The 22,701-nt window shown below is 34.6% G+C and carries 20 protein-coding genes and 1 pseudogene; 2 read left to right on the top strand and 19 right to left on the bottom strand.

From position 1 onward, the window contains the following. Positions 1 to 13: 13 nt before the first annotated feature. Both I2490_RS07575 and I2490_RS07570 read right to left on the bottom strand, forming a co-directional pair. Positions 14 to 1,273, bottom strand: a complete 1,260-nt coding sequence (locus tag I2490_RS07575; RefSeq protein WP_206459128.1) for an HD-GYP domain-containing protein — start codon at positions 1,271 to 1,273, stop codon at positions 14 to 16. Between the two features lie 106 nt (positions 1,274 to 1,379). After that, positions 1,380 to 1,739, bottom strand: coding sequence for an MmcQ/YjbR family DNA-binding protein (locus I2490_RS07570; RefSeq protein WP_206459127.1), 360 nt, complete (start codon positions 1,737 to 1,739; stop codon positions 1,380 to 1,382). Between the two features lie 382 nt (positions 1,740 to 2,121). Here I2490_RS07570 and I2490_RS07565 point away from each other — a divergent pair. Beyond that, positions 2,122 to 3,485, top strand: a pseudogene (locus I2490_RS07565) (IS1182 family transposase). A 204-nt stretch (positions 3,486 to 3,689) separates the two neighbouring features. On the opposite strand, the gene I2490_RS07560 reads toward I2490_RS07565, so the two are convergent. The 14 genes from I2490_RS07560 to uxaC form a co-directional block, all read right to left on the bottom strand. Continuing rightward, positions 3,690 to 4,712 carry a sugar kinase gene (locus tag I2490_RS07560; protein WP_330634601.1) on the bottom strand — a complete coding sequence of 341 codons (1,023 nt, stop codon included), beginning with the start codon at positions 4,710 to 4,712 and terminating at the stop codon, positions 3,690 to 3,692. A 5-nt stretch (positions 4,713 to 4,717) separates the two neighbouring features. Continuing rightward, positions 4,718 to 5,368, bottom strand: a complete 651-nt coding sequence (locus I2490_RS07555; RefSeq protein WP_206459126.1) for a bifunctional 4-hydroxy-2-oxoglutarate aldolase/2-dehydro-3-deoxy-phosphogluconate aldolase — start codon at positions 5,366 to 5,368, stop codon at positions 4,718 to 4,720. Between the two features lie 52 nt (positions 5,369 to 5,420). Next, positions 5,421 to 6,899 carry a UxaA family hydrolase gene (locus I2490_RS07550; protein WP_206459125.1) on the bottom strand — a complete coding sequence of 493 codons (1,479 nt, stop codon included), beginning with the start codon at positions 6,897 to 6,899 and terminating at the stop codon, positions 5,421 to 5,423. Further along, on the bottom strand, positions 6,886 to 8,364 hold the full coding sequence (locus tag I2490_RS07545; protein WP_206459124.1) for a tagaturonate reductase: 1,479 nt from the start codon (positions 8,362 to 8,364) through the stop codon (positions 6,886 to 6,888). Before I2490_RS07545 ends, I2490_RS07550 begins: the two co-directional genes overlap by 14 nt. Position 8,365: 1 nt before the next feature. Beyond that, the gene (gene uxuA / locus I2490_RS07540; RefSeq protein WP_206459123.1) at positions 8,366 to 9,457 is read right to left on the bottom strand and encodes a mannonate dehydratase; all 1,092 of its coding nucleotides are present in this window, start codon (positions 9,455 to 9,457) and stop codon (positions 8,366 to 8,368) included. Further along, positions 9,454 to 11,088, bottom strand: a complete 1,635-nt coding sequence (locus tag I2490_RS07535) for a mannitol dehydrogenase family protein (RefSeq protein ID WP_206459122.1) — start codon at positions 11,086 to 11,088, stop codon at positions 9,454 to 9,456. The genes uxuA and I2490_RS07535 overlap by 4 nt, the downstream gene beginning before the upstream one ends. Positions 11,089 to 11,102: 14 nt before the next feature. Next, positions 11,103 to 11,786 (bottom strand): amino acid ABC transporter permease, encoded by a 684-nt coding sequence (locus I2490_RS07530; RefSeq protein ID WP_206459121.1) that lies wholly within the window; start codon positions 11,784 to 11,786, stop codon positions 11,103 to 11,105. Positions 11,787 to 11,882: 96 nt separating this feature from the next. Then, positions 11,883 to 12,725, bottom strand: coding sequence for a transporter substrate-binding domain-containing protein (locus I2490_RS07525; protein WP_206459120.1), 843 nt, complete (start codon positions 12,723 to 12,725; stop codon positions 11,883 to 11,885). A gap of 98 nt (positions 12,726 to 12,823) precedes the next feature. After that, positions 12,824 to 13,660, bottom strand: coding sequence for a sugar phosphate isomerase/epimerase family protein (locus I2490_RS07520; RefSeq protein ID WP_206459119.1), 837 nt, complete (start codon positions 13,658 to 13,660; stop codon positions 12,824 to 12,826). An 11-nt stretch (positions 13,661 to 13,671) separates the two neighbouring features. Continuing rightward, positions 13,672 to 14,496 (bottom strand): sugar phosphate isomerase/epimerase family protein, encoded by an 825-nt coding sequence (locus I2490_RS07515; RefSeq protein ID WP_206459118.1) that lies wholly within the window; start codon positions 14,494 to 14,496, stop codon positions 13,672 to 13,674. 13 nt (positions 14,497 to 14,509) lie between these two features. Further along, on the bottom strand, positions 14,510 to 15,259 hold the full coding sequence (locus I2490_RS07510) for a hypothetical protein (protein ID WP_206459117.1): 750 nt from the start codon (positions 15,257 to 15,259) through the stop codon (positions 14,510 to 14,512). 12 nt (positions 15,260 to 15,271) lie between these two features. Continuing rightward, the gene (locus tag I2490_RS07505) at positions 15,272 to 16,024 is read right to left on the bottom strand and encodes a cupin domain-containing protein (protein ID WP_206459116.1); all 753 of its coding nucleotides are present in this window, start codon (positions 16,022 to 16,024) and stop codon (positions 15,272 to 15,274) included. Between the two features lie 68 nt (positions 16,025 to 16,092). Then, positions 16,093 to 16,818 carry an amino acid ABC transporter ATP-binding protein gene (locus I2490_RS07500; protein WP_206459115.1) on the bottom strand — a complete coding sequence of 242 codons (726 nt, stop codon included), beginning with the start codon at positions 16,816 to 16,818 and terminating at the stop codon, positions 16,093 to 16,095. Positions 16,819 to 16,829: 11 nt separating this feature from the next. Then, a complete protein-coding gene (gene uxaC / locus I2490_RS07495; protein ID WP_206459114.1) occupies positions 16,830 to 18,236 on the bottom strand; it encodes a glucuronate isomerase in 1,407 nt (468 codons plus the stop codon). A gap of 238 nt (positions 18,237 to 18,474) precedes the next feature. On the opposite strand from uxaC, the gene I2490_RS07490 reads away from it, so the two are divergent. Next, complete coding sequence (locus tag I2490_RS07490) at positions 18,475 to 19,152, top strand: GntR family transcriptional regulator (protein ID WP_206459113.1); 678 nt, start codon at positions 18,475 to 18,477, stop codon at positions 19,150 to 19,152. A gap of 203 nt (positions 19,153 to 19,355) precedes the next feature. Here the strand turns inward: I2490_RS07490 and I2490_RS07485 are convergent, their stop codons facing one another. The 3 genes from I2490_RS07485 to I2490_RS07475 all read right to left on the bottom strand — a co-directional run bounded on the left by I2490_RS07485 (position 19,356) and on the right by I2490_RS07475 (position 22,505). After that, a complete protein-coding gene (locus I2490_RS07485) occupies positions 19,356 to 20,612 on the bottom strand; it encodes an IS256 family transposase (protein ID WP_442859719.1) in 1,257 nt (418 codons plus the stop codon). Between the two features lie 132 nt (positions 20,613 to 20,744). Then, a complete protein-coding gene (locus tag I2490_RS07480; protein ID WP_206459112.1) occupies positions 20,745 to 21,404 on the bottom strand; it encodes a phospholipase D family protein in 660 nt (219 codons plus the stop codon). A 312-nt stretch (positions 21,405 to 21,716) separates the two neighbouring features. Then, the gene (locus tag I2490_RS07475) at positions 21,717 to 22,505 is read right to left on the bottom strand and encodes a class I SAM-dependent methyltransferase (RefSeq protein ID WP_206459111.1); all 789 of its coding nucleotides are present in this window, start codon (positions 22,503 to 22,505) and stop codon (positions 21,717 to 21,719) included. Positions 22,506 to 22,701 lie beyond the last annotated feature (196 nt).

Genomic DNA, 22,701 nt, shown 5'->3' with positions numbered 1-22,701 from the left:
AGCGATTTATCATTTAAAAAAAGGATAAAAAATTATTATACCGTTCAGCAGCAGCTAGCTGAAAACGTTCACGTATCTGATTAATCTCATGATAATGATCAATTAATACTTTTACAATATTTTTATCAAGTGCACCACTTAAAACCATATCTTTTAATACTTGCATTGCATCTTCATCTTTCATACCTAACCGATATGGTCGATCTTCTTTTATAGCGGTAAATACATCAGCAACAGCCATCACTCTGGATCCTAAAGGCAGGTTGTCCCCTTGAATGTGGAACGGATAACCGGTTCCGCTTAAGGTTTCATGATGATACGATGCCCATTTATTGACTACATTAAATTGAGGAATCCTTTCAAGCAAACGATAGGTATGATATGTATGCATACGAATTTCATTAAACTCATATTCATCAAGCATTCCTTTTTTTTCTAAGATGTCATTATTAATTGCAATCTTACCTAAATCATGCAAGTATCCGGCTATAAGCATCATTTTGCACTCGTAGGAAGAAAATCCGATTAGTTTTGCAAGCTGTTCAGCCGTTTTGGCTACACCTGCTGAATGTCGTGCGGTAAATTGACTTCGAAAATCAATAATCTGGGAAAAAATATAAGAAAGATCGATAATATCATCAATTTCTAAAACAAGTGTATTAAACAATCCGATGTCATTAATCATTGCAATTGGCGTCGGCGACATTAAGTCAAGCCATATGTATTCATATTTACTTAATTCAATCAAAGCATCCACTAATTCTGGTTCAAAAGCTGTATTAGCTTGTTTACTGATTTTTTGAATGATTCTTGGAAGCAACGATATGACATTGCTCTCAGTATTAAATAAGGTACAGGTTCGATCTGCTAAGTGTATAATATGGCTTTCTAAAGGCACCTTTTCTCCTTTATAATTACGACCTGCCCCATTATCCCACGACTTATGATGAAACTTAATAATCCGTGCTGGTTCTTCCAACGGTTTAAATTCTTCTAAAAGCTTCGCACCTATGACTGCATGCTTGTTCACATGTATTGTCTCTGTTTCAATAATTTCCAATCTTTCTTTCATAGAAAGCGCACCAATATCATGCACCAACGCTGCTAGAATGATATTTTTCTGCTGTTCAATTGGAAGATTAATCTTTTCTGCCAAACGAAATGAAAGATAAGCAACCTGCTGATGGTGTTTTGAAAGCTTTGGCGACATAAGATCTTGTGCATCCGAAATACACAACAAAAAATCTTTTAGATTTATCCTTATTTTATCCATTTGTGAAACCTCATTATACTTTTTAGACTATTTCATAGCAAAATTAGAAAAAACTCCACGTACTCATGAAGAACAAGCGGAGGTTTTACGATACTTGTATTCAACTCTATTTTATTATTTCAGTACGTATTTTTTTCGGTAAAGCATTTAATACCGTGGTATATGATTCATTAATCATATCCTTTAGAACTTCATCTGGAACTGCACCATCAAGATACACCGAGTTCCAATGCTCTTTATTCATATAATATCCGGGAATTATATCCTCAAATTGTTGACGGAGCAAGCTACCATTAGCAGGATTTAACTTTAGTGTAATAACGAGTCTTCCTGTATTATCTGCACCTTGCAATGCAAACATCTTTCCGCCAATTAAATATCTCGTTGCTTGCCATTCTTCTTTAAATTCTTTTAATGCTCCTTTAAAAGATTGACAATAATCATCAAGCCATAAGTAATGATTCATAATACACCTCTTTGTTAAATTATATTAATGTAAAAGTTTATTCTTTTCGTCTACCGTTTGCATCAAACACTTTTTTCAAAGCAAAATTAAACATCTTCCAATCTAATTTTACCTTCTTTTCCCATTATACTATATTGAATCATTGTTTGGATATGAAAAGTTGTTAAATCTTTACCCTCCATACCGTCATATAAAGGCATTTACCTAAAATAAAATTAAAAGCTTCTTAAAAATAGAAAAACAGCAGCAAACTAATTGTTTGCTGCTCAGACTGTAGACAAGGATATCTCTATCTTTGCCTACAGTTTTTTTTACATAATGTAATACATTTTATTGTATTTATGGTAAAATATATGTATAAATACATGGAGGTATTTGCTTTATGATGGGTAAGAAAGATTTATTAGGTCGTGATCAATTTCAAATGGTAACCTTGAATTCTCTTGTTCCACAAGATCATATTATTCGTAAGATAGATACTGCGATTAATCTCTCTTTCATTTATGACCTTGTAAAAGATTTGTATTCTGATGTGGGAAAAGAAAGCATCGACCCTGTCGTCTTAATTAAAATTACCCTCATTCAATATACCTTTGGTATTCGATCCATGAGGCAGACCATTAAAGAAATTCAAACGAATGTAGCTTATCGATGGTATCTTGGTTATAGTTTAGAGGAAGAAATTCCTCACTTTTCTACCTTTGGTAAAAACTACTCTCGTCGGTTTCAAAATACTGACTTATTCGAACAAATCTTTCAAAGAGTCATTGCTGAAATTATGGAATATGAATTCATTAATTCAGAAAGCATTTTCATTGACGGTACACATATTAAAGCAAGTGCAAATAACCATAACAGTGAAAAAGAAACCGTTTTGGAATCCGTTAAATACTATGAAAAAGAACTAATGAAAGAAATTAACGAAGATCGCATTGAACGAGGAAAACAAGCTTGTAAAAAAAAACGGAAGCCAAAGAAAAGACAAAAGTAATCAAGAAAAGTACCGTAGATCCGGATTGCGGTGTATTTCATAAAGGAAAGCATAAGGTAGTATTTGCTTATGCTGCAAATGTAGCTTGCGATCGAAACAATTACATACTTGCTTTTCATACAAATCCAGGAAATGTACATGACTCAGTTGCATTCCCAAAGATTTATGAAAAAGTAAAAAGATATAAAGGTGTAAAAAATATTGTAATGGATTCCGGATATAAAACACCTGCAATTGCTAGAGAAATACTCAAAGATAAACGAATTCCTATCCTACCATACAAACGACCTATGACAAAAAATGGTTATTTTAAAAAACACGAATATGCTTATGATGAATACTATGATTGCTTTGTATGCCCAGAAAACCAAGTGTTAAACTATACTACAACAAATAGAGAAGGGTATCGGGAATATAAGAGTAAAGGAGAAATTTGCAAGAGTTGCCCTTCCTTATCAGAATGCACAGCAAGTAAGGACCATGTAAAAGTAGTCACACGTCATATATGGGAAAACTACATAGAGCAATGTGAGGACATTCGTCATACTCCAAAGTATCGAGATCTTTACAAACTACGGAGTCAAACCATTGAGCGAGTCTTTGCAGATGCAAAAGAAAAACATAATATGCGTTATACACAATATCGAGGGATTCAGAAGATAGAAATGGAACTGAATCTTCTTTTTGCGTCCATGAATCTAAAAAAACTAGCAACATGGATTCATAAATCTGAAAGAAGGAATCAAATGGCATAGAGATATCCTTTTATTTTTTCTTTTTTTAAAAGCTTTATAGAAAAAATAGAAAATACCTTGCAGAAATTATAAGAATATAAATTTAGCAAGGTATTTTGTCTACAGTCTGAGCAGCAAACTAATTGTTTGCTGCTATCTCTCTTGGCAAAAACATTGAGTGGTGGTTTGCTTGCCAAGTTGTTATCAATATAGAAAAGATTTCTGTTATCGCTGCACTCTTCCTGTACCATCTCCATTCATCAAATTCTTTACTTCTTCTACAGAAACATGATTAAAATCACCTTCTACTGTATGCTTAAGACAGGATGCTGCAACCGCAAATTCTAATGCTTCTTCTGATTTCATCCCAGAAAATAATCCATAAATTAAGCCGCCACAAAAACTATCACCGCCACCTACTCGATCTACAATATGAATTGCATATTGATTAGAGAAATGATATTCTATCCCATCATAAAGCATTGCGGCCCAGTTGTTATCATTTGCTGTAATACTTGCACGTAATGTTATCGCAACGTATTTAAAATGAAAACGTTCATATAACTTTTTTGCTACCTCTTTATATCCATCATGATTTAATTTTCCTTTTGTAACATCCGTATTTGTTTCCTGTATGCCAAAAACTTTCTCCGCATCTTCTTCATTTCCAATGCAAATATCCACATATTCCATCAGTTTTTCCATTGTCTCTCCGGCTTCCACCGTTGACCATAGGTTTTTTCTATAATTCAAATCACAACTGACAACCATGCCTTTTTCCTTTGCCTTTTTGCATGCCTCTTTGCAAATTTCAGCAATACTCTTACCTAATGCTGGTGTAATACCCGTAAAGTGAAACCACTTTGCACCATGAAAAATATTATCCCAGTCAAAATCTGATGGTTCAGCCATACTAATCGAAGAAAACGCTCTGTCATAGATTACTTTAGATGGTCTCTGAGATGCCCCTTTTTCTAGATAATAAATGCCGACTCTCTTTCCACCTCTTTGAATTAAGCTTGTATCTACACCAAAATACCGAAGACTGTTAATTGCAGCTTGACCAATATCGTTTTCTGGCAACTTACTGACAAATGCAACATCTACACCATAGTTTGCAAGAGATACCGCAACGTTTGCTTCTCCACCTCCAAAGGTTGCTTGTAACGAATCATTCTGAAAAAATCGTAAATAGCCATCAGAAGCCTGTCGAAGCATAATCTCTCCAAATGTAATAATATCTGCCACGTTTCTTACCCCCTAACGTTTTTTATAATTTCCACTGATTTTGTACATAAATTTGTAATCTCGATCCAATCCTTGTTATCAATCAAGCTTTCTTTCACCATATAAGATCCGCCACAGGCCGCTACATTCTTATTTGCAACATATTCCTGTAAATTATCTAGAGAAATTCCACCAGTTGGCATAAACTGTATTCCAGAAAACGGACCTGCTAAAGCATTAATGGTTTTTAGGCCTCCATACTGTGAAGCCGGGAAAAACTTTATTACTTTTAATTGATGCTTTAATGCACATTGTATCTCTGTAGGTGTAACACAACCCGGAAAAACAGGAATATTATTTGTAACACAATAAGTAACAATCTCTTCATCATACCCTGGGCTCACAATAAAAGCCGCTCCTGAATCAACTGCGAGCTTTACTTGATTCAATGTAAGAACTGTTCCTGCACCAACTATCATTTCAGGAAAATTTCTTGTCATATACTGAATGACCAATTCCGCATCTTTTGCACGAAAAGTAACTTCTGCTGCGGGAAGATTGCCCGCTATAAGGGCCTTTGCCAATGGCAGCGCATCCTGTACTCTTTTCAATTTAATAACAGGTATAATACCAATTGTACTAATCTGATCTTGTACCTTTTCTTGTAATTTTAACATTGACTTTCTCTCCCTCTTTCATAACCATTCCTAATATAAAACAAGAATGTTATCATAACGTGACACCCGTTTTGAAAATTGCAAAATCTTTATAACCATTTTTCTCTGCTTTGGTTAATTTCCCAGATGCAATTTGAATTACAAAGTCTATAAAATCCGATGCAATTTGATTCAATGCTTTGCCATGAATTAATTCACCTGCATTAAAGTCAATCCATCCTGATTTTTGTTCTGCCAACTGATTATTGGTCGCAATTTTAACGGTCGGCACCGGACTTCCAAATGGTGTTCCACGCCCTGTCGAAAATAAAATCAACTGTGAACCTGCTGCTGCTAAGGCTGTTGTAGATACTAAGTCATTTCCAGGTGCGGATAAAATAGAAAGACCTCTTTCCTTAATTCTACTGCCATAATCGCAAACATCACACACAAGCGTACTGCCTCCCTTTTGAATACAACCAAGGGATTTTTCTTCTAATGTTGATATCCCTCCGGCTTTGTTTCCTGGTGAAGGATTTTCATAAATAACCTGTCCATGACGTACGTAATACTCTTTATAGGAACGAATTAGTGAAAGAAGATTCTCAAATACTTTTGTATTTTTACATCGATTCAACAAAATCGTTTCCGCTCCAAACATTTCGGGAATTTCTGTCAAAACCGTGGATCCGCTCATCGCAATCCATCGATCAGAAAAAGAACCAATCAGTGGATTTGCTGTTATTCCAGAAAGTCCATCAGATCCACCACATTTTAAACCAACGATTAGTTTTGAAACAGGTTGTTTGGTTCTTTGAAATGAACTTGCATATGCCACTAATTTAGATAAATATTTTTTTCCAATTTGTATTTCATCGTCGCATCCTTGACATTCTAAGAAAGCAATACGATTTTTATCATAGTCTCCTAAAAAAGGCTTTATGCTATCAATGTTACAATTCTCACACCCCAATCCTAAAATCAAAACTGCACCTGCATTAGGGTGTCTTGCTAAAGACGCTAAAATTTCTTTGGTATTTTCTTGGTCGTCAGACATTTGTGAACAGCCATAAGGATGCGTAAAAGCAACCACTCCGTCAATTCCTTCCATATCCTTAAATACAGTATCATTTGCAAGTTTTTGTGCAACAGAATTCACACACCCTACTGTAGGTATAATCCAAACTTCATTTCGAATCCCGACCGTTCCATCCTTTCTTTCATATCCTTCAAAATACAATGTGTTTCTATTATCAACCGAGGATATTTGAGGATGATAGCTATATTCCTTTGTTTCTTCCAATTTGGTCTTTAAATTGTGCGTATGTATCCAAGCGCCTTCCGGCAAATCGATAGTAAGTTCTCCCACAGGATAACCATATTTTATAATGTCACTGTTACGGTAAATCGTTTGTAAAGTAAATTTATGGCCTTGTGGAATTTCATCGATTAAATGAATATTTTTTCCTGCAACCTGCACCATTTCCCCCTTTTGTAAAGAAGTAAGTGCTACGGCTACGTTATCCTTCGAATGAATCCTAATTGCTTTCATGAAAACACGCTTTCATACCATTTTCTCTAATTTCTTCTAAATAATGTGTTGCCATTTCCACAAAGCCAGGATATTGCGTTAGATCCTCTCCCAAGAATCTTTCCTCTCCTACAAATTTTTCTATCAACTCTTTGCTACTCAACTTCTCACTGTATCTAGAAAAAAATTCTAATACCTCTGAAGCATCGTTAATATAATAGGTTTCTCCGTTTCGATTCCCAAGCAATTTTCCATCGTAAAACTCTGTACCACAATAAAAGGCCAACAAAGCCGAAAAAGAAAAAACAATATGCTTCGGAAGTCTCTCAAAAAGTTTATAATATTCAACCAACGTAGGCATAACACGTGCTTTCCACTTTGATACTGAGTTCAAAGAGATATCAATCAAACGATGTTTAATAAATGGGTTTTCAAATCGTTCCAGTACCGCATCTGCAAAAGAAATCAACTCCTCTTTTGGAAAAGATAGTGTTGGTATAATCTCTTGATGAATGATTTCTTGAATAAACCGTTTTATCGCTTCATTATTAATACAATCTCGAACCGTGTTTTCTCCCGCTAAATAAGCAGCAAGTGCCATCGATGTATGAGCACCGTTCAAGATTCTAACTTTTCTTTGTTTATAAGGCGTATGATCATTCGTAAATAATACTGGTAATCCCGCTTCTTCAAAAGGCAATTCTTCCTTTAATTTTTCTGGTCCTTCAATGACCCACAATCCAAAAAGCTCTGCGGTATCAATCAATTGATCAACATAACCATTTTTCTGATTGATTTCTTCTACTTCAAGTTTCGGGTATCCGGTTACAATTCGATCGACCAATGTACTGCAAAAAGTGTTTTCCTGTTCAATCCAATCAACAAAATCCATTCCTAAATTCCATTGTTTTGCATGCCTTAGTACGCACCGCTTCAATTCCGCACCATTATGATCAATTAACTCACAAGACAAAATCACAAAACCTAAATCTGGAAGACAAGTAAAGCGCTCATATAAAAATCGAGTTAACTTTGCAGGAAAGCTCTTTGGCGGCGCTTCATCAAAGCGACATTCTTCTTCATATACAATGCCTGCTTCTGTTGTATTTGAAACAATAAACCGTAAATCTGGATTGTGAGCAATTTTAAGAAATTCTTGAAACTCCTTATATGGATTCACCGCTCGTTGAATACAGCTAATCAGTCTTCGTTGGTTGATTGCCATACCATCTTTATACCCTCTTAAAAATAGTTGGTATAATCCCTCTTGTTTATTTATTACATCACACAACCCAGTCTCAATTGGCTGGACAACAACTACCTTACTTTGAAACCCCTGTTTTTCATTTAAAACATCGATAAAGTAATCCACAAAACCGCGAAGAAAGTTCCCTTCACCAAACTGTAGAATTCTTTCTGGCGCATCTTGAAGAACGTACTCTTTATTTCCTATTTCTTTTAGTGTATCATAGGTCAATGTTTTCATATTACAGCCTTCTTCCTGTGTCCTTCGACTTTTGAATGGCTTCCCATAAGCCATTCAAATATGCAATGCCAAGTGCTCTATCATATAAGCCATAACCTGCTCGACCTTTTTCATCCCATATCATTCTTCCATGATCCGGTCTAACATAACCTTTAAATCCGATTTCATCATACGCTTTCATAATCTCATACATATCAAAAGAACCATCTTTAGATAGATGAGAAGACTCTTGGAAAATCTTTGGTTCATGTATCTTCAAATTGCGAATATGCGCAAAAGCGATTCTTCCTTTTTTACCAAAATATCGTACCAACTCCGGTATATGGTTCTTCAAATCAGCACCCAATGAACCAGAACATAAAGTGATGCTATTGTACTCACTGTCTACCAATGATAAAATTCGATCCAAATTCTCTTTGCAATTAGCAATTCGTGGAATTCCAAAAATATCCCATGGTGGATCATCTGGATGAATTGCCATTTTAATATCGCATTCCTCACAAGTCGGCATAATTGCTTCTAAAAAGTATTTTAGATTATCAAATAATTTATCCGATGTTACACCTTCATATAGGTGAAACAGTTCTTGAATGGTTTCTAGTCTCTCTGGTTCCCAACCTGGCATTTCAAAATCATTGCTCTCTGCTCTAATGTTATCTACAAAACCTTGAACATCTTTTATTTGTCCAATAATTCTCTGGTCATAAGACAGTGCATTCGAACCATCTGGCAACTCTTTTGCTAAATCAGATCTAGTCCAGTCAAAGATTGGCATAAAATTATAACAAATTACTTTTATACCTGCTTTTTCTAAGTTTTTAATTGTTTTAATATAGTTTTCAATATACAAGTCCCTACTTGGAAGCCCAAGTTTAATATCCTCATGGATATTTACACTTTCAATTACTTCCATCTCGAGTCCTGCATCAGCAATCTCTTTTTTCAATCCCATGATTCGAGAAAGTGGCCACTCCTCTCCAACCGGAATATCCATCAGCGAAGTAACAACTCCCGTTATATTGGGAATCTGCTTAATATATTTTAAAGGTATCGGATCCATTTCATGCCCGAACCAACGAAATGTCATTTTCATATACAGCTCTCTCTTTCTTCATGTAAATAACTCGTTAATGTCTTTCTAACTCCACCTTTTTCAATCAACATGGTATAAAACATACAAGCTATTCTGTCTGCTAATTTTACTTCATATAAATCCACGCCAAAAATATCTTTATTCTTTAAAAGCGGTCTTAATTTTTCCTTATAATTATTCAAATTCCCTATAGACAACCCTTCTAAATATTTTTGCAAATATGAGAGTTGCGGGTCTGGACTAAGCTTCATTGTATTTCCTTCGTCATCAATACCAATCAAATATCGACACCAAGCTGCAAATACTAAAGGTATATAAGTCAATGTTTGAATCGATAAATCTTTTCTTTGCAAATAAGATTCTAATGTTTTTCCGTATCGCACGGGTATTTTTTGCGAGGTATCTGCCACAATTCTTTGAGGTGTATCCGGAATATATGGATTTGTAAATCTTTCTTCAATCACTTCATTTACAAATGTTTTTGGATCAATAATTCCCGGATTGACTACAACCGGCATACCTTCATCAAAAGCAATTTTTTTAACTAGTCTAAATAAAGCTTCATCCTTTATTTCTTCTGCAATGGACTGATATCCCAAAAGGCATCCAAATATTGCTAAAGCTGTATGAAGAGGATTTAGGCATGTACCTACCTTCATTTTTTCAGTTAAGTCAACGGTAACTCGATCTGTAAAAATTACACCTGCTTTTTCCAAACACGGCCTACCATTTGGAAAGCAATCTTCCACTACCAAATATTCTTTAACTTCTGAATTAACATAAGGTGCAGTCAAAGTGCCAGTATTGGTTTCAACAATATTCATGTCTTCTAAATTTTGTTCTAAAAGCATTTTTTGTATATCTACAGATGGATGTGGTGTTATCTTATCAATCATGGTCCAAGGAAATGTGATAGAACTATCATTCTTCAGATAATCTAGAAAATCATCTTCCACATATCCCTGATCACGCCAATTTGTTGCAATGGTAATTATACTATTACAAAGTTTTTCACCATTTCTAGCGCAATTGTCCATACTTACTATAGCAAGAGGATATTTACCAGACTGATATCTTTTATAGAGTAATGATGTAATTATCGAAATTGTATGTTTTGGAGTAGCTGGACCATTTTTCATATCTGCATCCACAACTGGCAGCCATTCTCCATTCATTTGTTTTAAGGCATATCCTTTTTCAGTAATTGTAAAACTAGCCATTTGAAGCGTAGAGCTCTGAAAAATTTCCTGTAACCGTTCCCACTGTTTCGTATTAGTACTGTCTGCTTTAATGCTTTCAGATACTGAAGAAATAACATCTTTTTGCATAGTACCATCATGTGCCATTAATACAAGAAGTGAAAGATTGTCATACGGAACATACACTTTATCAATGATTTGATAATCAAAAGATTCAACAGCAATGATTCCATAATCTGTATATCCTTTATTTAAAAGTTTTTGTTGTACTGCTGCTAAAAATCCCCTAAAAATATTACCGGCTCCAAAATGAATCCATCGTGGATTTTCTATTGTATTTTTATTAATGGTATCTATATCATACTGCGGCAAGCCAATCCCAGCACGATTCCATTCTTCTGTACATTGGATTCCTTTTCTCGTAAGCTTCATCTTTTTTCTCCCTATTAACTTCGTTGTTCTACAAGGTGTTTCCCGAGCTTTTTCTCTGTAAATTCCTGTAAATATGTTAATCCTGTACTAAAAATTAAATATACAAAAGCAACTTCCAAATACAACAACAATGGTTCGTATGTAATCGCAGTAATTTGCTGCCCTGTCTGAAAAATTTCAGCAACAGTTAAAGTTGCTACCAAAGAAGTATCTTTTAATAAACTGATAAAAGAATTGCCCAATGGAGGCACTGCAACCAAAGCAGCCTGAGGAATAATAACATATCTCATAGTTAGAGATTTTGTCATCCCCAACGCCTTTGTAGCTTCCCATTGTCCCTTTGATATGGAAATAAGTGCAGAACGAATGACTTCAGAATTGTATGCACTCTGGCTCATTGTCAATCCAATCACTGCGGATACAAAAGGAGAAAATACAATACCTGCCTTTGGAAGTCCATAAAATATAACAAATAATTGTACGATTAATGGCGTTCCTCGAATCAGCCAAACAAAAATAGCTGCAAAAAACGATAATGGTTTGAATTTTGAAAGGCGCATCAGTGCTACGATAAATGCTCCAACCAATCCCAAAGCAAAGGATAGTAACGTAAGAGGTACCGTTACGATAAGTCCCGCCTTAAATAGTGGCCAGAATGAGCGGAGTAGCAGGTCAACAGCACTGTTAAAAGTGAGCATATAAAGGACTCCCTCCTTTAGTTATGATGAAAAATGAAATTGCCGCAGAGGATAACTACGGCAATCCACTTTAGAAAATAACGTTCTATGTATGTATTATTGATAAATCTGTGTATTGTCAGCAACTTCTTTTCCGAAATATTTTTCAGCTAAATTGTAGCAAGTGCCGCCATCAATCATTTCTTGAATAATCTTATCGACTTCTTTACCCAATTCCTCATCTTCTTTACGGAACATTGCAGCAGATTCAATTTCATAACTGTTTTCTGGTTCATAAATAGCAGCAACTTTTACTTTAGTATCTGGTTTTTCTTTTAAAAATTCTACAATAGAAGTTAGATTATTTACATGCGCATCCGCTCTTCCCGTTACTAATAAATCCATTGCTTGTGTCAAATTGCAATCGGATAACTCTGCACCATAATTTCGTGCAATCTGTCCGGATGAACTCGTCAGTGAGTTTGCACAGAGCTTACCTTCTAACTTATCAAATCCAGTAATCTCTGTATTATCCTTTGCAACAACCAAAGCAATTGGACTTTCTGCATAGGAAAGCGTCATATAATACTTTTCTTTTCTCTCCGGATTCGGGTTTGTTCCGCAAATGACAGTATCGTATCTCTTTGCATCCAACCCTGCAATAACGCCATCCCATTGACTTGCCACATTGAAATCGGCTTCAACACCTAATCTAGAAGCAATTTCCTTTGCAATCTCAACTTCAAACCCGACCAATTCTCCAGTTCCATCTTCATTGAAAATGTAAGGAACCCAATTCCCTTCACATCCAACAGATAGCTTTCCAGCATCTAAAACTCTTTGTAAGGAGCCATCACCGGTATTTGTTTCTTCATTTTCAACGTTTTCTTTACATGCTGCCATAGCAAATGTCAGAGTTAAAATCAGAATCACCATTAAAATTTTTTTCAACTTTCTCATAACAACCTCCTGTAAGTGTTTATTTATAGTTACATGTTAACCATGTTCCTAACTGTTGATATTATTTTTTGATTCCTAACAAAACGGTTCCAATGGGATTAATCCACAATAAATCGTTCTAATACTCTTATATTTTTAATATCCGCTGCAAACGGATCAGAAAAATAACTCTCATCTGCAATTTCCTGCACCAGATAACCCTCATACGCCCAATCATTTAGAACTTGTAGCTGGCTTTCCAAAGGAGTATTCCCATCACCCCAAGCATTATGTACATAAGGATCCCCATCTAAAAAGTGCATATGAATTAAATCTTTTCCAAATGTTTCAAACCAATCCGTAAGCGATTCTCCTGCAGCTCCGGTAGCAATCGTATCCACCATCATTTTCAAGTTCGGATGATTAACTTCATCAAACATTTTCTTTGCCGTCTGCAAACTGTTGACTATATTTGACTCATCCGTTCTCAAGGATTCCATGACAAGATAAACGCCTTCTTCCGCTGCAACTTCTGCCAATTTTCTCAGATTTTCTCTAGAACGTTCCCACATTATATCCAGATCTTCGTTCCAATACCCCCATCCGGAATTTACAACCACGCATTTTGCCTCAAGTTGCGCTGCCAATTTAATTCCATTTCTAAAGTATTGAAAACTTTTCTTCAAGCCATCTGGTTCTTGTGACGCATATTGATACTGGTATGCACAGCTTGGTGATGTAACTGAAACAATTTTCATATTATGCTCTTCAAGCTTTCTCTTTAAGATAGTTATATCTCCATACCCTTGATGATCTAACCAAAAATGCGAGGAGCCACACCATAATTCTATATTTTGCACCCCCAACTTTTGCTGACAATCAAGAAAATAGTCAAAGGAGAATCTTCTGTAATGTTGATTCATTCCAACAATCTGTTCTCTTTTTATCGATGCCATTATCATTGCCTCTACTTCAAAAATTTTTCTAATGTTTTTTGGTTCCGTCTATCTGCAGAAAAAGGATCTTCTACGTATCTTTCCCCAGGAACCTGTAAGCTCAAAATACCTTGATAGCTTACTTGTACAAGTTCAGAAAGAAATTTTTCACAAGGAAGGCATCCATCTCCCCATACGCGATATCCGTTATAGTTTCCATCCACAAATCGAACAAGCTTTATCTTATCTCCCAAGCGCTCAAACCATTGTGTTATCGTCTCACCACAAATGCTAATTACATTCACATCAAGCATCGCACACAATGCTTCGGAATGAACTTCAGAAATCATGTTTTCTACTTCATCCAAATGAGTAAGTATCGAAGAATCTTGTTTTGAGACGGTCGACAATACCAATACTATCTTTTTTTGTTGCGCAAAATTAGACAGTTCTTTTAGCATGCTACAACAATTATCCCAGAGCATATTATAAGGAAGGTCTGTACAACCTCCTTCTGCTGTGATGCTAACGATACCACACTGTAAAGTCTCAGCAGCTTCAATACAATTTTTATAATAATCAATTGTTGCCATTGCTTGCTTTGATTCTTTTTCAGCACAAATGGAATAGCGATAAACTTTTGGTGTAAATACGGAAACTTTTAAATCAAAGGCTTCTAACTCTTGTTGGATAACTTCTGTCTTAATCCGCTCTAAATGATCACACCAAAGGTGAGGAGCTGCTCCTACCAAATCTATTTTTTTGATTCCAAATTCTTTCTGTGCTGCTGCAAAATCATGAAACGGAAAATGTATGTAAGAATGATTGCTTCCAGCAATGCGATTTTTTTCTATCATCTTTACTTTTCCTTTATTTGATTTCTCCAGGATATCCGTTTGTACATAATTCAAACCAAATATATGCAAAACGTTCCCCTTCTGCACATTCACTTCCATGCAAGAATCCACTTCGTGTATAAGTAATGTCTCCACCTTCTACATGAATGGTTTCATCGCCTGCAGTATAGGTGAAACTAGCTCCCGGAAGCATAATATACCATTGCTGTAATTCATTATGAATATGCTGTCCAATATAATTTGGGCCGGTTCCAAAGTTTGCACCCATGCTTAAGCGCCCTAAATTTCTGTGCTCTAACATCATCTTCTGAACAATGTCTGCTCCAGTAAAGTCTTCTTTATACTGCCATGCCTCAGATACACCTCTAAATCTAGGCAATACCATTCTTGATTCCACAAGACAAGTTTTGTCATAATCATTTACTTCCGTAACAACATGGAGCAATTCCAATGGTTCCTTCGCATCCAAAGGACACTTTATTGTGAACTCTTCAACATCAAATTCAGGAACAAAGACCGAAACCTCCTTAATATTGAACACTTGTCTCGGAGTTCTAATGTAACCCGTTCCACTGGTGAATAAAAAGACTTGATTGTGCTCTGTCAAAGCATAAATTTCAGGTGCCCATTCAGCACCAGCCTGCAGCGATACTCTTTCAAATGCAGCATCCTTGCATTCTCCTTCTAAAATAGGAACACGAGATACACCATTCTTATATACATGCGTTACATCCGCTCCTTTTGAAATTTTAATTAGACCCATTTCTTTTTCTCCTTATTTTATTTCACCTGGATATCCATCAGTACACAGCTCAAACCAAATATAATCTAATGTCTCTCCTTCAGCAGCACTACTTCCGTGATTCAGTCCACTTGGTGTAAAACTCAAATCACCACCTTGTAAATGAATGCTTTCATCATCTGCTGTATAAGTAAAACTTGATCCTGGAAGTGGAAAATACCATTGCTGCAATTCATTATGAATATGTGTCCCAATCGTATCCGGTCCTTTTCCTAGTACTGCTCCCATGCTGAGTCTCCCTAAATTTCTGTGTTCGATCAGCATTAGTGATGTTACCTTATCTTCATCTTTAAAATCTTCATAGTATGTCCATCCCTCCGAAAGAGCACGCCATCGTGGTAATGTAATTCTAGCTTCTCTTAGGCATGTTTTATCGTAGTCATTCAATTCTGTTATAATATGTAAAAATTCTAAAGGCTCCTTACAATCCATTGAGGCCGTAATTTCAAATTCTTCTCTATCAAATTCTGGAATAAATACACCAACTTCTGTAATATTCCAAGCCTGTCTTGGAGTGGTAATATACCCCTTTCCAGTGGTGAAAATAAACAATTGGTTATTTTGAGTAATTGAAAAAGTCTCAGGTTTTATCGAATGCCCAGGTAACAAAGAGCATTTTTCAAATTTCGCCTGATCATACGCTCCAACCAAAACTGCTTGTCTTGAAAATCCATTCACATACTCATGCTTGATATCCGCATGTCTTGCTACTTTTACAACTGACATAACTCCCTCCATTCATCATAAATAGTTTTATCAATAACCCCGACTCTTTTTATCCTAGTATCTAATACTTACAACATTTTTCCAAGAAATTCCTGAAGTCGCTTACTTTTAGGATTTTTAAAGAATTCTTCTGGATTATTCTCTTCAACAATATAGCCACCGTCCATAAAGACAACCCGATCTGCTGCCTCTTTCGCAAATCCCATTTCATGTGTAACAACAATCATAGTCATTCCAAAATTCACTAATTTTTTCATAACTTCTAATACTTCTCCAACCATTTCTGGATCAAGTGCTGAAGTTGGTTCATCAAATAACATTAACTCCGGTTCCATGCAAAGAGCTCTTGCAATAGCGACACGCTGCTGCTGTCCTCCTGATAACTGCGCTGGATAGGCACCACTTTTATCTTCTAAGCCTACCGTTTTTAACAAGTCCATGGCCTTTGTTTCCACTTCTGCTCGATTCATATTTTTCACTTTTAACGGTGCAAGAATGATATTATTCAGAACCGTCATGTGCGGGAAAAGATTAAACTGCTGAAATACCATACCCATTGAGCTTAAAAGCTCTAAACTGTTTTTGGGCTTCATCTTTGTAATATCCTCACCATGATAAATAATCTCACCATCAGTTGGCTGCTCTAAAAGATTTAAACAGCGAAGAAACGTACTTTTTCCAGAACCAGAAGGACCAATGACTGCAACCACTTCACCTCGCTGAATATGCATATCAATTCCTTTTAAAACTTCATTGCTACCGAAATTCTTTTTCAAACCTTTCGTCGTTATCATTTTTTCACCTCTTAAATATGAAACCCAAAATAATCAACGCAATTATTGTAAGATATATTTTTTACAATTTTCCCTAAGGCTTTTGGATCATTGGGATATTCACCATTTTCCACCCATGTTCCAATTAAATTACATAGAATTCTTCTAAAATATTCATGCCTTACATACGATAAAAAACTTCTAGAATCAGTCGTCATTCCTATAAAATTTCCCAACAAACTAAGGTTTGCCAAAGATTTTAGTTGATTTTCCATTCCAGTTTTATGATCATTAAACCACCAAGCAGAACCATGCTGCATCTTTCCTTTTATATCTGCAGTTTGAAAACAACCTAAAATCGAATCAATCACTGCATTATCATTCGGATCTAGAGAATAAATAATTGTTTTGGGAAGTTGATTCGTAAGAGCAAGTACATTTAAAAAATCAGTTACTGCTGCAAAATCTACTTTTTCTCCAATGCAGTCATATCCAGTGTCAGAACCTAAATATTGGTACATTTTTGTATTGTTATCTCTTTTCGCACCAAAATGAAGCTGCATCACCCAATCACGTTTTTGATATTCCTTTCCGAAAAAATACATTAATTCTGTTTTATACTTCGACGCCTCTATCTCAGATATCACTTTTCCTTCTAGCTTTTTAGTAAAAATATCTTCTACTTCTTGTCTGCTAGCAGAAATATACTTGCAATTTGCTAAACCATGATCTGAAATTTTGCAACTTCTAGCATTAAAATAGTCCATTCGCTGTGACAAGGCCTCCGTTAAATCCTGAAAAGTATAAATACTGCAGTTACTCTTTGCCGCTAATTTCTTTATGTAATCCACAAAATCGGAATGTTCAATATTGACTACTTTATCTGGCCGCCATGCTGGTAATACAGGAACTGAGAAACTCGAATCTGCTTTCAAATAATCATGATGATTTAAATCATCAATCGGATCGTCCGTTGTGCAAAGTAATTTTACATTGGAATTAAGTATTAAGGAGCGGGTATTTATTCCTTTTTCTTTTATAATTTGATTGCAATGATTCCATATCTCTTCCGCATTCTTTTCATTAATTGTTCCATGGTAATCAAAATATCGTTTTAATTCTAAATGACTCCAATGATAAAGAGGATTTCCAATTGCAGCTTCCATTGTTTTCGCATATTTTTGAAATTTTTCTTTATCACTCGCTTCCCCAGTAATATAATGTTCGTCTATACCATTGGAACGCATAAGTCTCCACTTGTAATGATCTCCATACAACCAAAGTTGTGTGATATTTTCATAGCATCTATTTTCTGAAATATCCCTTGGATCAATATGACAATGGTAATCTACAATAGGCATCTCTTTTGCAAATTCATGATATAAATTTTGTGCAGTTTTATTTGAAAGTAAAAAATTTTCATCGATAAACGCCTTCAATTGTCAACCTCCATAAAAGATGAGTGCATCTACTTATTTTTTGTGATATATTAGTGATATATTTATATAGCCAATATATTATATTGACTATAAGATGTCAATAATTAATTTGATTTTTTTGAATATTTAAATAAATTCAAGTCGATAAAGTGTAATTATTGACATTAATATTAAGAACTGTTAGGATAAATTTTGCTATTTGCTATTAAAGCTTCTTCAATATTATAGGAGGTTAACTATGAACGATGTACTTTTTACGAAAAAAGAGGGTTTGGCACAACAAGCATATAAACAATTAAAATCTATGATTTTATCGCATCATTTGAAGCCGGGAATGGTTGTAAACGAAGCACAACTTCAAGAAGCCTTAGGCATCGGAAGAACTCCTGTAAGAGAAGCTTTGCTTCAATTATCAAAAGAACAGTTTCTCATCATCCATCCAAGGCGAGGCATTGAGATTGCTAGAATTTCACCAAAACGGATTCGAGATATTTTTCAGATGCGTTCTTTATTAGAACCGCAGATTTTACGAATTGGAATGGACAGAATTGATTTTGCATGGATTTCAAAAATGAAAGAAGAATTTATAAAATATACGCGTGCTGATTTTGATTTGTCCAGTAAAGATGCCATTGAACTATCTAATTTAGACAATGAATTTCATATGGGAATCGTTGTTTCCATCGATAATTATTATACAAATGAATTAATGGAAAGTTTTCAAGATTATTTAACACTATTTCGTGCTTCCACACAAATTGACGTAGTACGATTTAGTCCTAGCAATCAGGAACACATTGCTATTATCGATGCCATTCTGTCAAAAGACATTGATCTTGCATGTAAAACGCTAACTGATCATTTAACCCGATCTTATGAAGAAGCCATTAAGATTGTTATGGACACAACTATCTAATGAATTCTGATTAAAAGTAAAATATTTTCAATCAAAAAAAGGCAAAATAAGGGACAGTTTCAAGTTTTGTGTAAACTCAAAAATCTGATATAAGATATGTGAATAGTTACTTAAGGGCAGAGTCAATTTTGGGATTCTACCCTTGTTTGCATTATACAATGATTTTTTTGCATGTCAATAAAACTTGCCGAACAAGTTGTTTTTTAGAAGTTGAGATTTTTTAGTCTTTCCTCAAAATAAATCTCTAACTGGGAATATATCCGTCCCCAGTCCCTACGATATCCTGTCCACTTTTTTGTGATATCTATCGTTGCCAGATATAGCATTTTTAAAAGGCTATCGTCAGAAGGAAAAATTGTCTTGCTTTTTGTTACTTTACGAAGTTGACGATTAAATCCCTCAATGGCATTTGTGGTATAAATAAGCCGCCTAACAGCTTCAGGATATTTAAAATAGGTTGCTAAAGTTGACCAATTATCATGCCAAGATTTATAGATTTTCGGATATTTTACATCCCATTTTTCTTGAAACAACTCCAATTCATTTAGGGCTAATTCTTCTGTTGGGGCAGTATAGACTCGCTTCAAATCAGCCATCAGAGCTTTCAAATCTTTGTAGGATACAAATTTAGTGGAGTTACGGATTTGATGAATAATGCACTGCTGTATCTCTGTTTCAGGATAGACTGCTTCAATTGCTTGTGGAAATCCACTTAGTCCATCAATACATGTTATTAAGATATCTTTTACACCACGATTTTTTAGCCCATTCAGTATAGAAAGCCAGAATTTAGCATTTTCATTTTCACCAACATACATACCTAAAACGTCCTTTCTACCATTCATATCAATTCCCAAAGCAATATACACAGCCTTTTTTCGTATTCTTCCTTCACTACGAACGTGGAAATGAATTGCATCCATAAAAACAACCGCATATACTTCTTCCAAAGGACGTTCCTGCCATTCCTTTACAATCGGTATAATTTTATCAGTAACTCGGCTAATCGTACTGTCAGAAATATCAATGTCATATAACTCACGCATATGGGATTCAATATCATTTGTAGTCATACCTTTTGCATACATGGAAAGTATCCTTTCTTCCATATCTTGCGTAACGGTATTTTGATATTTCTTGATAAGCTGGGGTTCATATTCTCCATTACGGTCACGAGGAATAGCAACATTCATATCTCCATAGTTTGTATGCATGATTTTAGAAGAATATCCATTCCGACTATTGTCGGTTTCCTTATTCCGATAGTCATATTTTGAGTATCCCAGTTCGTCTTCTAATTCTCCTTCCAGAGAACCCTCCAGTAATACAGACATCATATCACGCATAACAGAATTGACATCTGTACCATTTTTGATAGGAATATCATTCTCTTTTAAGTATTCCTGCATCATTTTTCTGATTGCTTGTTTTTGGGGTGATTCTTTTCTTCTTTTGGGCATAAATAAAACCTCCAAACTGATATATTTATCTTACATCAGTTTAGAGGTTTACACAAACTTTAGGATACTCCCCAAAATAAAGCATGCTTCGCTTATTTTGCCTTTTTTATTATATATTGTTCAGTCATATTTTTATTTTTTCTTATGTCTATATCCCATAAATTGTATGATAGAACTCAGCAATCCTTTTCGTTCTATTATTGGATAAACATCGTTATGTATGTCTGACATCTGAACCTTATTCTTATGATATCCCTTTATCTTTTTCCTCAATTTTTCCTGAATTTTCTTCAATTCTTTAATTTCATTATACATCTCTTTATAGTGTTGAATGACATCATCCGTAACGGTAGTGGAATGCAACTCACAATACTTAAAAAAGTCTTCTATTTCATTTAAATTCTTTTTTCCAATTTCCTGAATGCTATCAAACTCAATATTTTTGTAAAAACCCCCTGCTGTAAAGTTGGATGAACCATATATTAATTTAGTAGTATCCCCCTTTAACAAATACACCTTCGCATGAAACATACGATGAAAAAAAATCTTAACTTTTGCAATTTTACACACTTCCTCTAATAATTCATGTGGCTTATTTTGTGAAAATTCATCCGACATATATATGTGAACATTTTCCTTCTTCAATTTGTTTTTTTTAGCAATATTTTTTAAAATGCGAAGCCCTTCACTAGAAAAAAAAGCAATTCCAATATACAATTCACTAACGTTATTCATAGAAGTTAATTCTTCTTCTAAATTAATATTACAATCATCCTCACTCCAGTAATACATTCTTTTCACTCCTAACCATACACTTCCATCATCTAAAATTAATGTATGGATAATGCAAAGTATTCCCCTAACAGTATCCACTATATCAATTTTATTTTTAATATATAGAAATATTATTGCTTTTATAAATATTCCCCCCTCCTTCATGAAAAATCAAAATAGACGCACTCCAAAAGTACGTCTATTCTTAAGAATTATACACACATCTTTTTTATTTATCCCATAGTAATCCTATGAAAATCAATCTATACCTTGCGAACTATAATGCCAAACGTATCTGAATCTTCGGTCAGTGATTCACCTTTTAAATTCTTATAGACTTTCAATTTTGAAACCATTTTTATTAAGCATTTTTGTAATCTCTGTCAATTTAAATAGGCGATGATAGATTCTTATAACTTTTGTGACACCATCTTCATCAATAATTGTATATTGTAGCCCTTCTGTCTTTGGTTCTTCATACAAATAGGTATTGAGTATTTCTATATAGGGTTTTGGACTCCAGAAGCCCCCTTCACATACAGAAACATTAGTTGATATTGAGGTTTCTTTGTTTTCTGAAACAACATCTAATATTAAAATACCATTGTCTCTTAAAGCTCCATGTATTTTTGAAAGCAATATCATTTGTTCATTTGTACTAAGTGCACAAAAGTCATAAAAAATCAATGTTGCTATATCAAAAGAATTATTGAAGCTGATATTAAGATAATTCTTTTTAATGAAAAGTGTATTCTTATACTCTGGTTTGATATTTTCATTTGCATAATTAATAGACCGTTCAGAAATGTCTACTCCCGTAACCATTGCTCCCGTTTTAGCGAATTCCCGTACGTAAAGACCAGGTCCACAACCCAAGTCTAATACCTTTTTACCTCCTTTCATATTCGTTGACTTAATTATAAAACTTGCTTCAGCATCAATCGTATCTTTTGTTTTACTGGCAGCCTCTATATCCGGATTCAAATGAAAATTCAGCATTTGCTCTGATATATATTCATCATCCCAGAATTTATCAGTTCCTTTCTCAAAGATTTCTGGTTGTACAATTGAATTTTTTAGTACTGACAGATTAATTTTGTTATTATCTATAATTTTCATAATATAAATTCTCCTTAAGCTTTAATATTTAGTTTTCTTCTAGGTAAAGTATGAATTCAGAATAAACAGTATTTATTCCGTGGTTGCTTTCAAAAGTTAAACTAAAATAAAAATACTTTTGAAAACAAAAAAACGCCTCAGAAATTCTGAGACGCTAAATAATCACTCAGAATAATTAAAACAACTTATCACAAAT

Source organism: Anaerovorax sp. IOR16 (assembly GCF_017168145.1).
Classification (GTDB): Bacteria; Bacillota; Clostridia; order Peptostreptococcales; family Anaerovoracaceae; genus IOR16.
The sequence above is the reverse complement of the archived record's forward strand: the minus strand, read 5'-3'. Positions and strand labels throughout refer to the sequence as shown.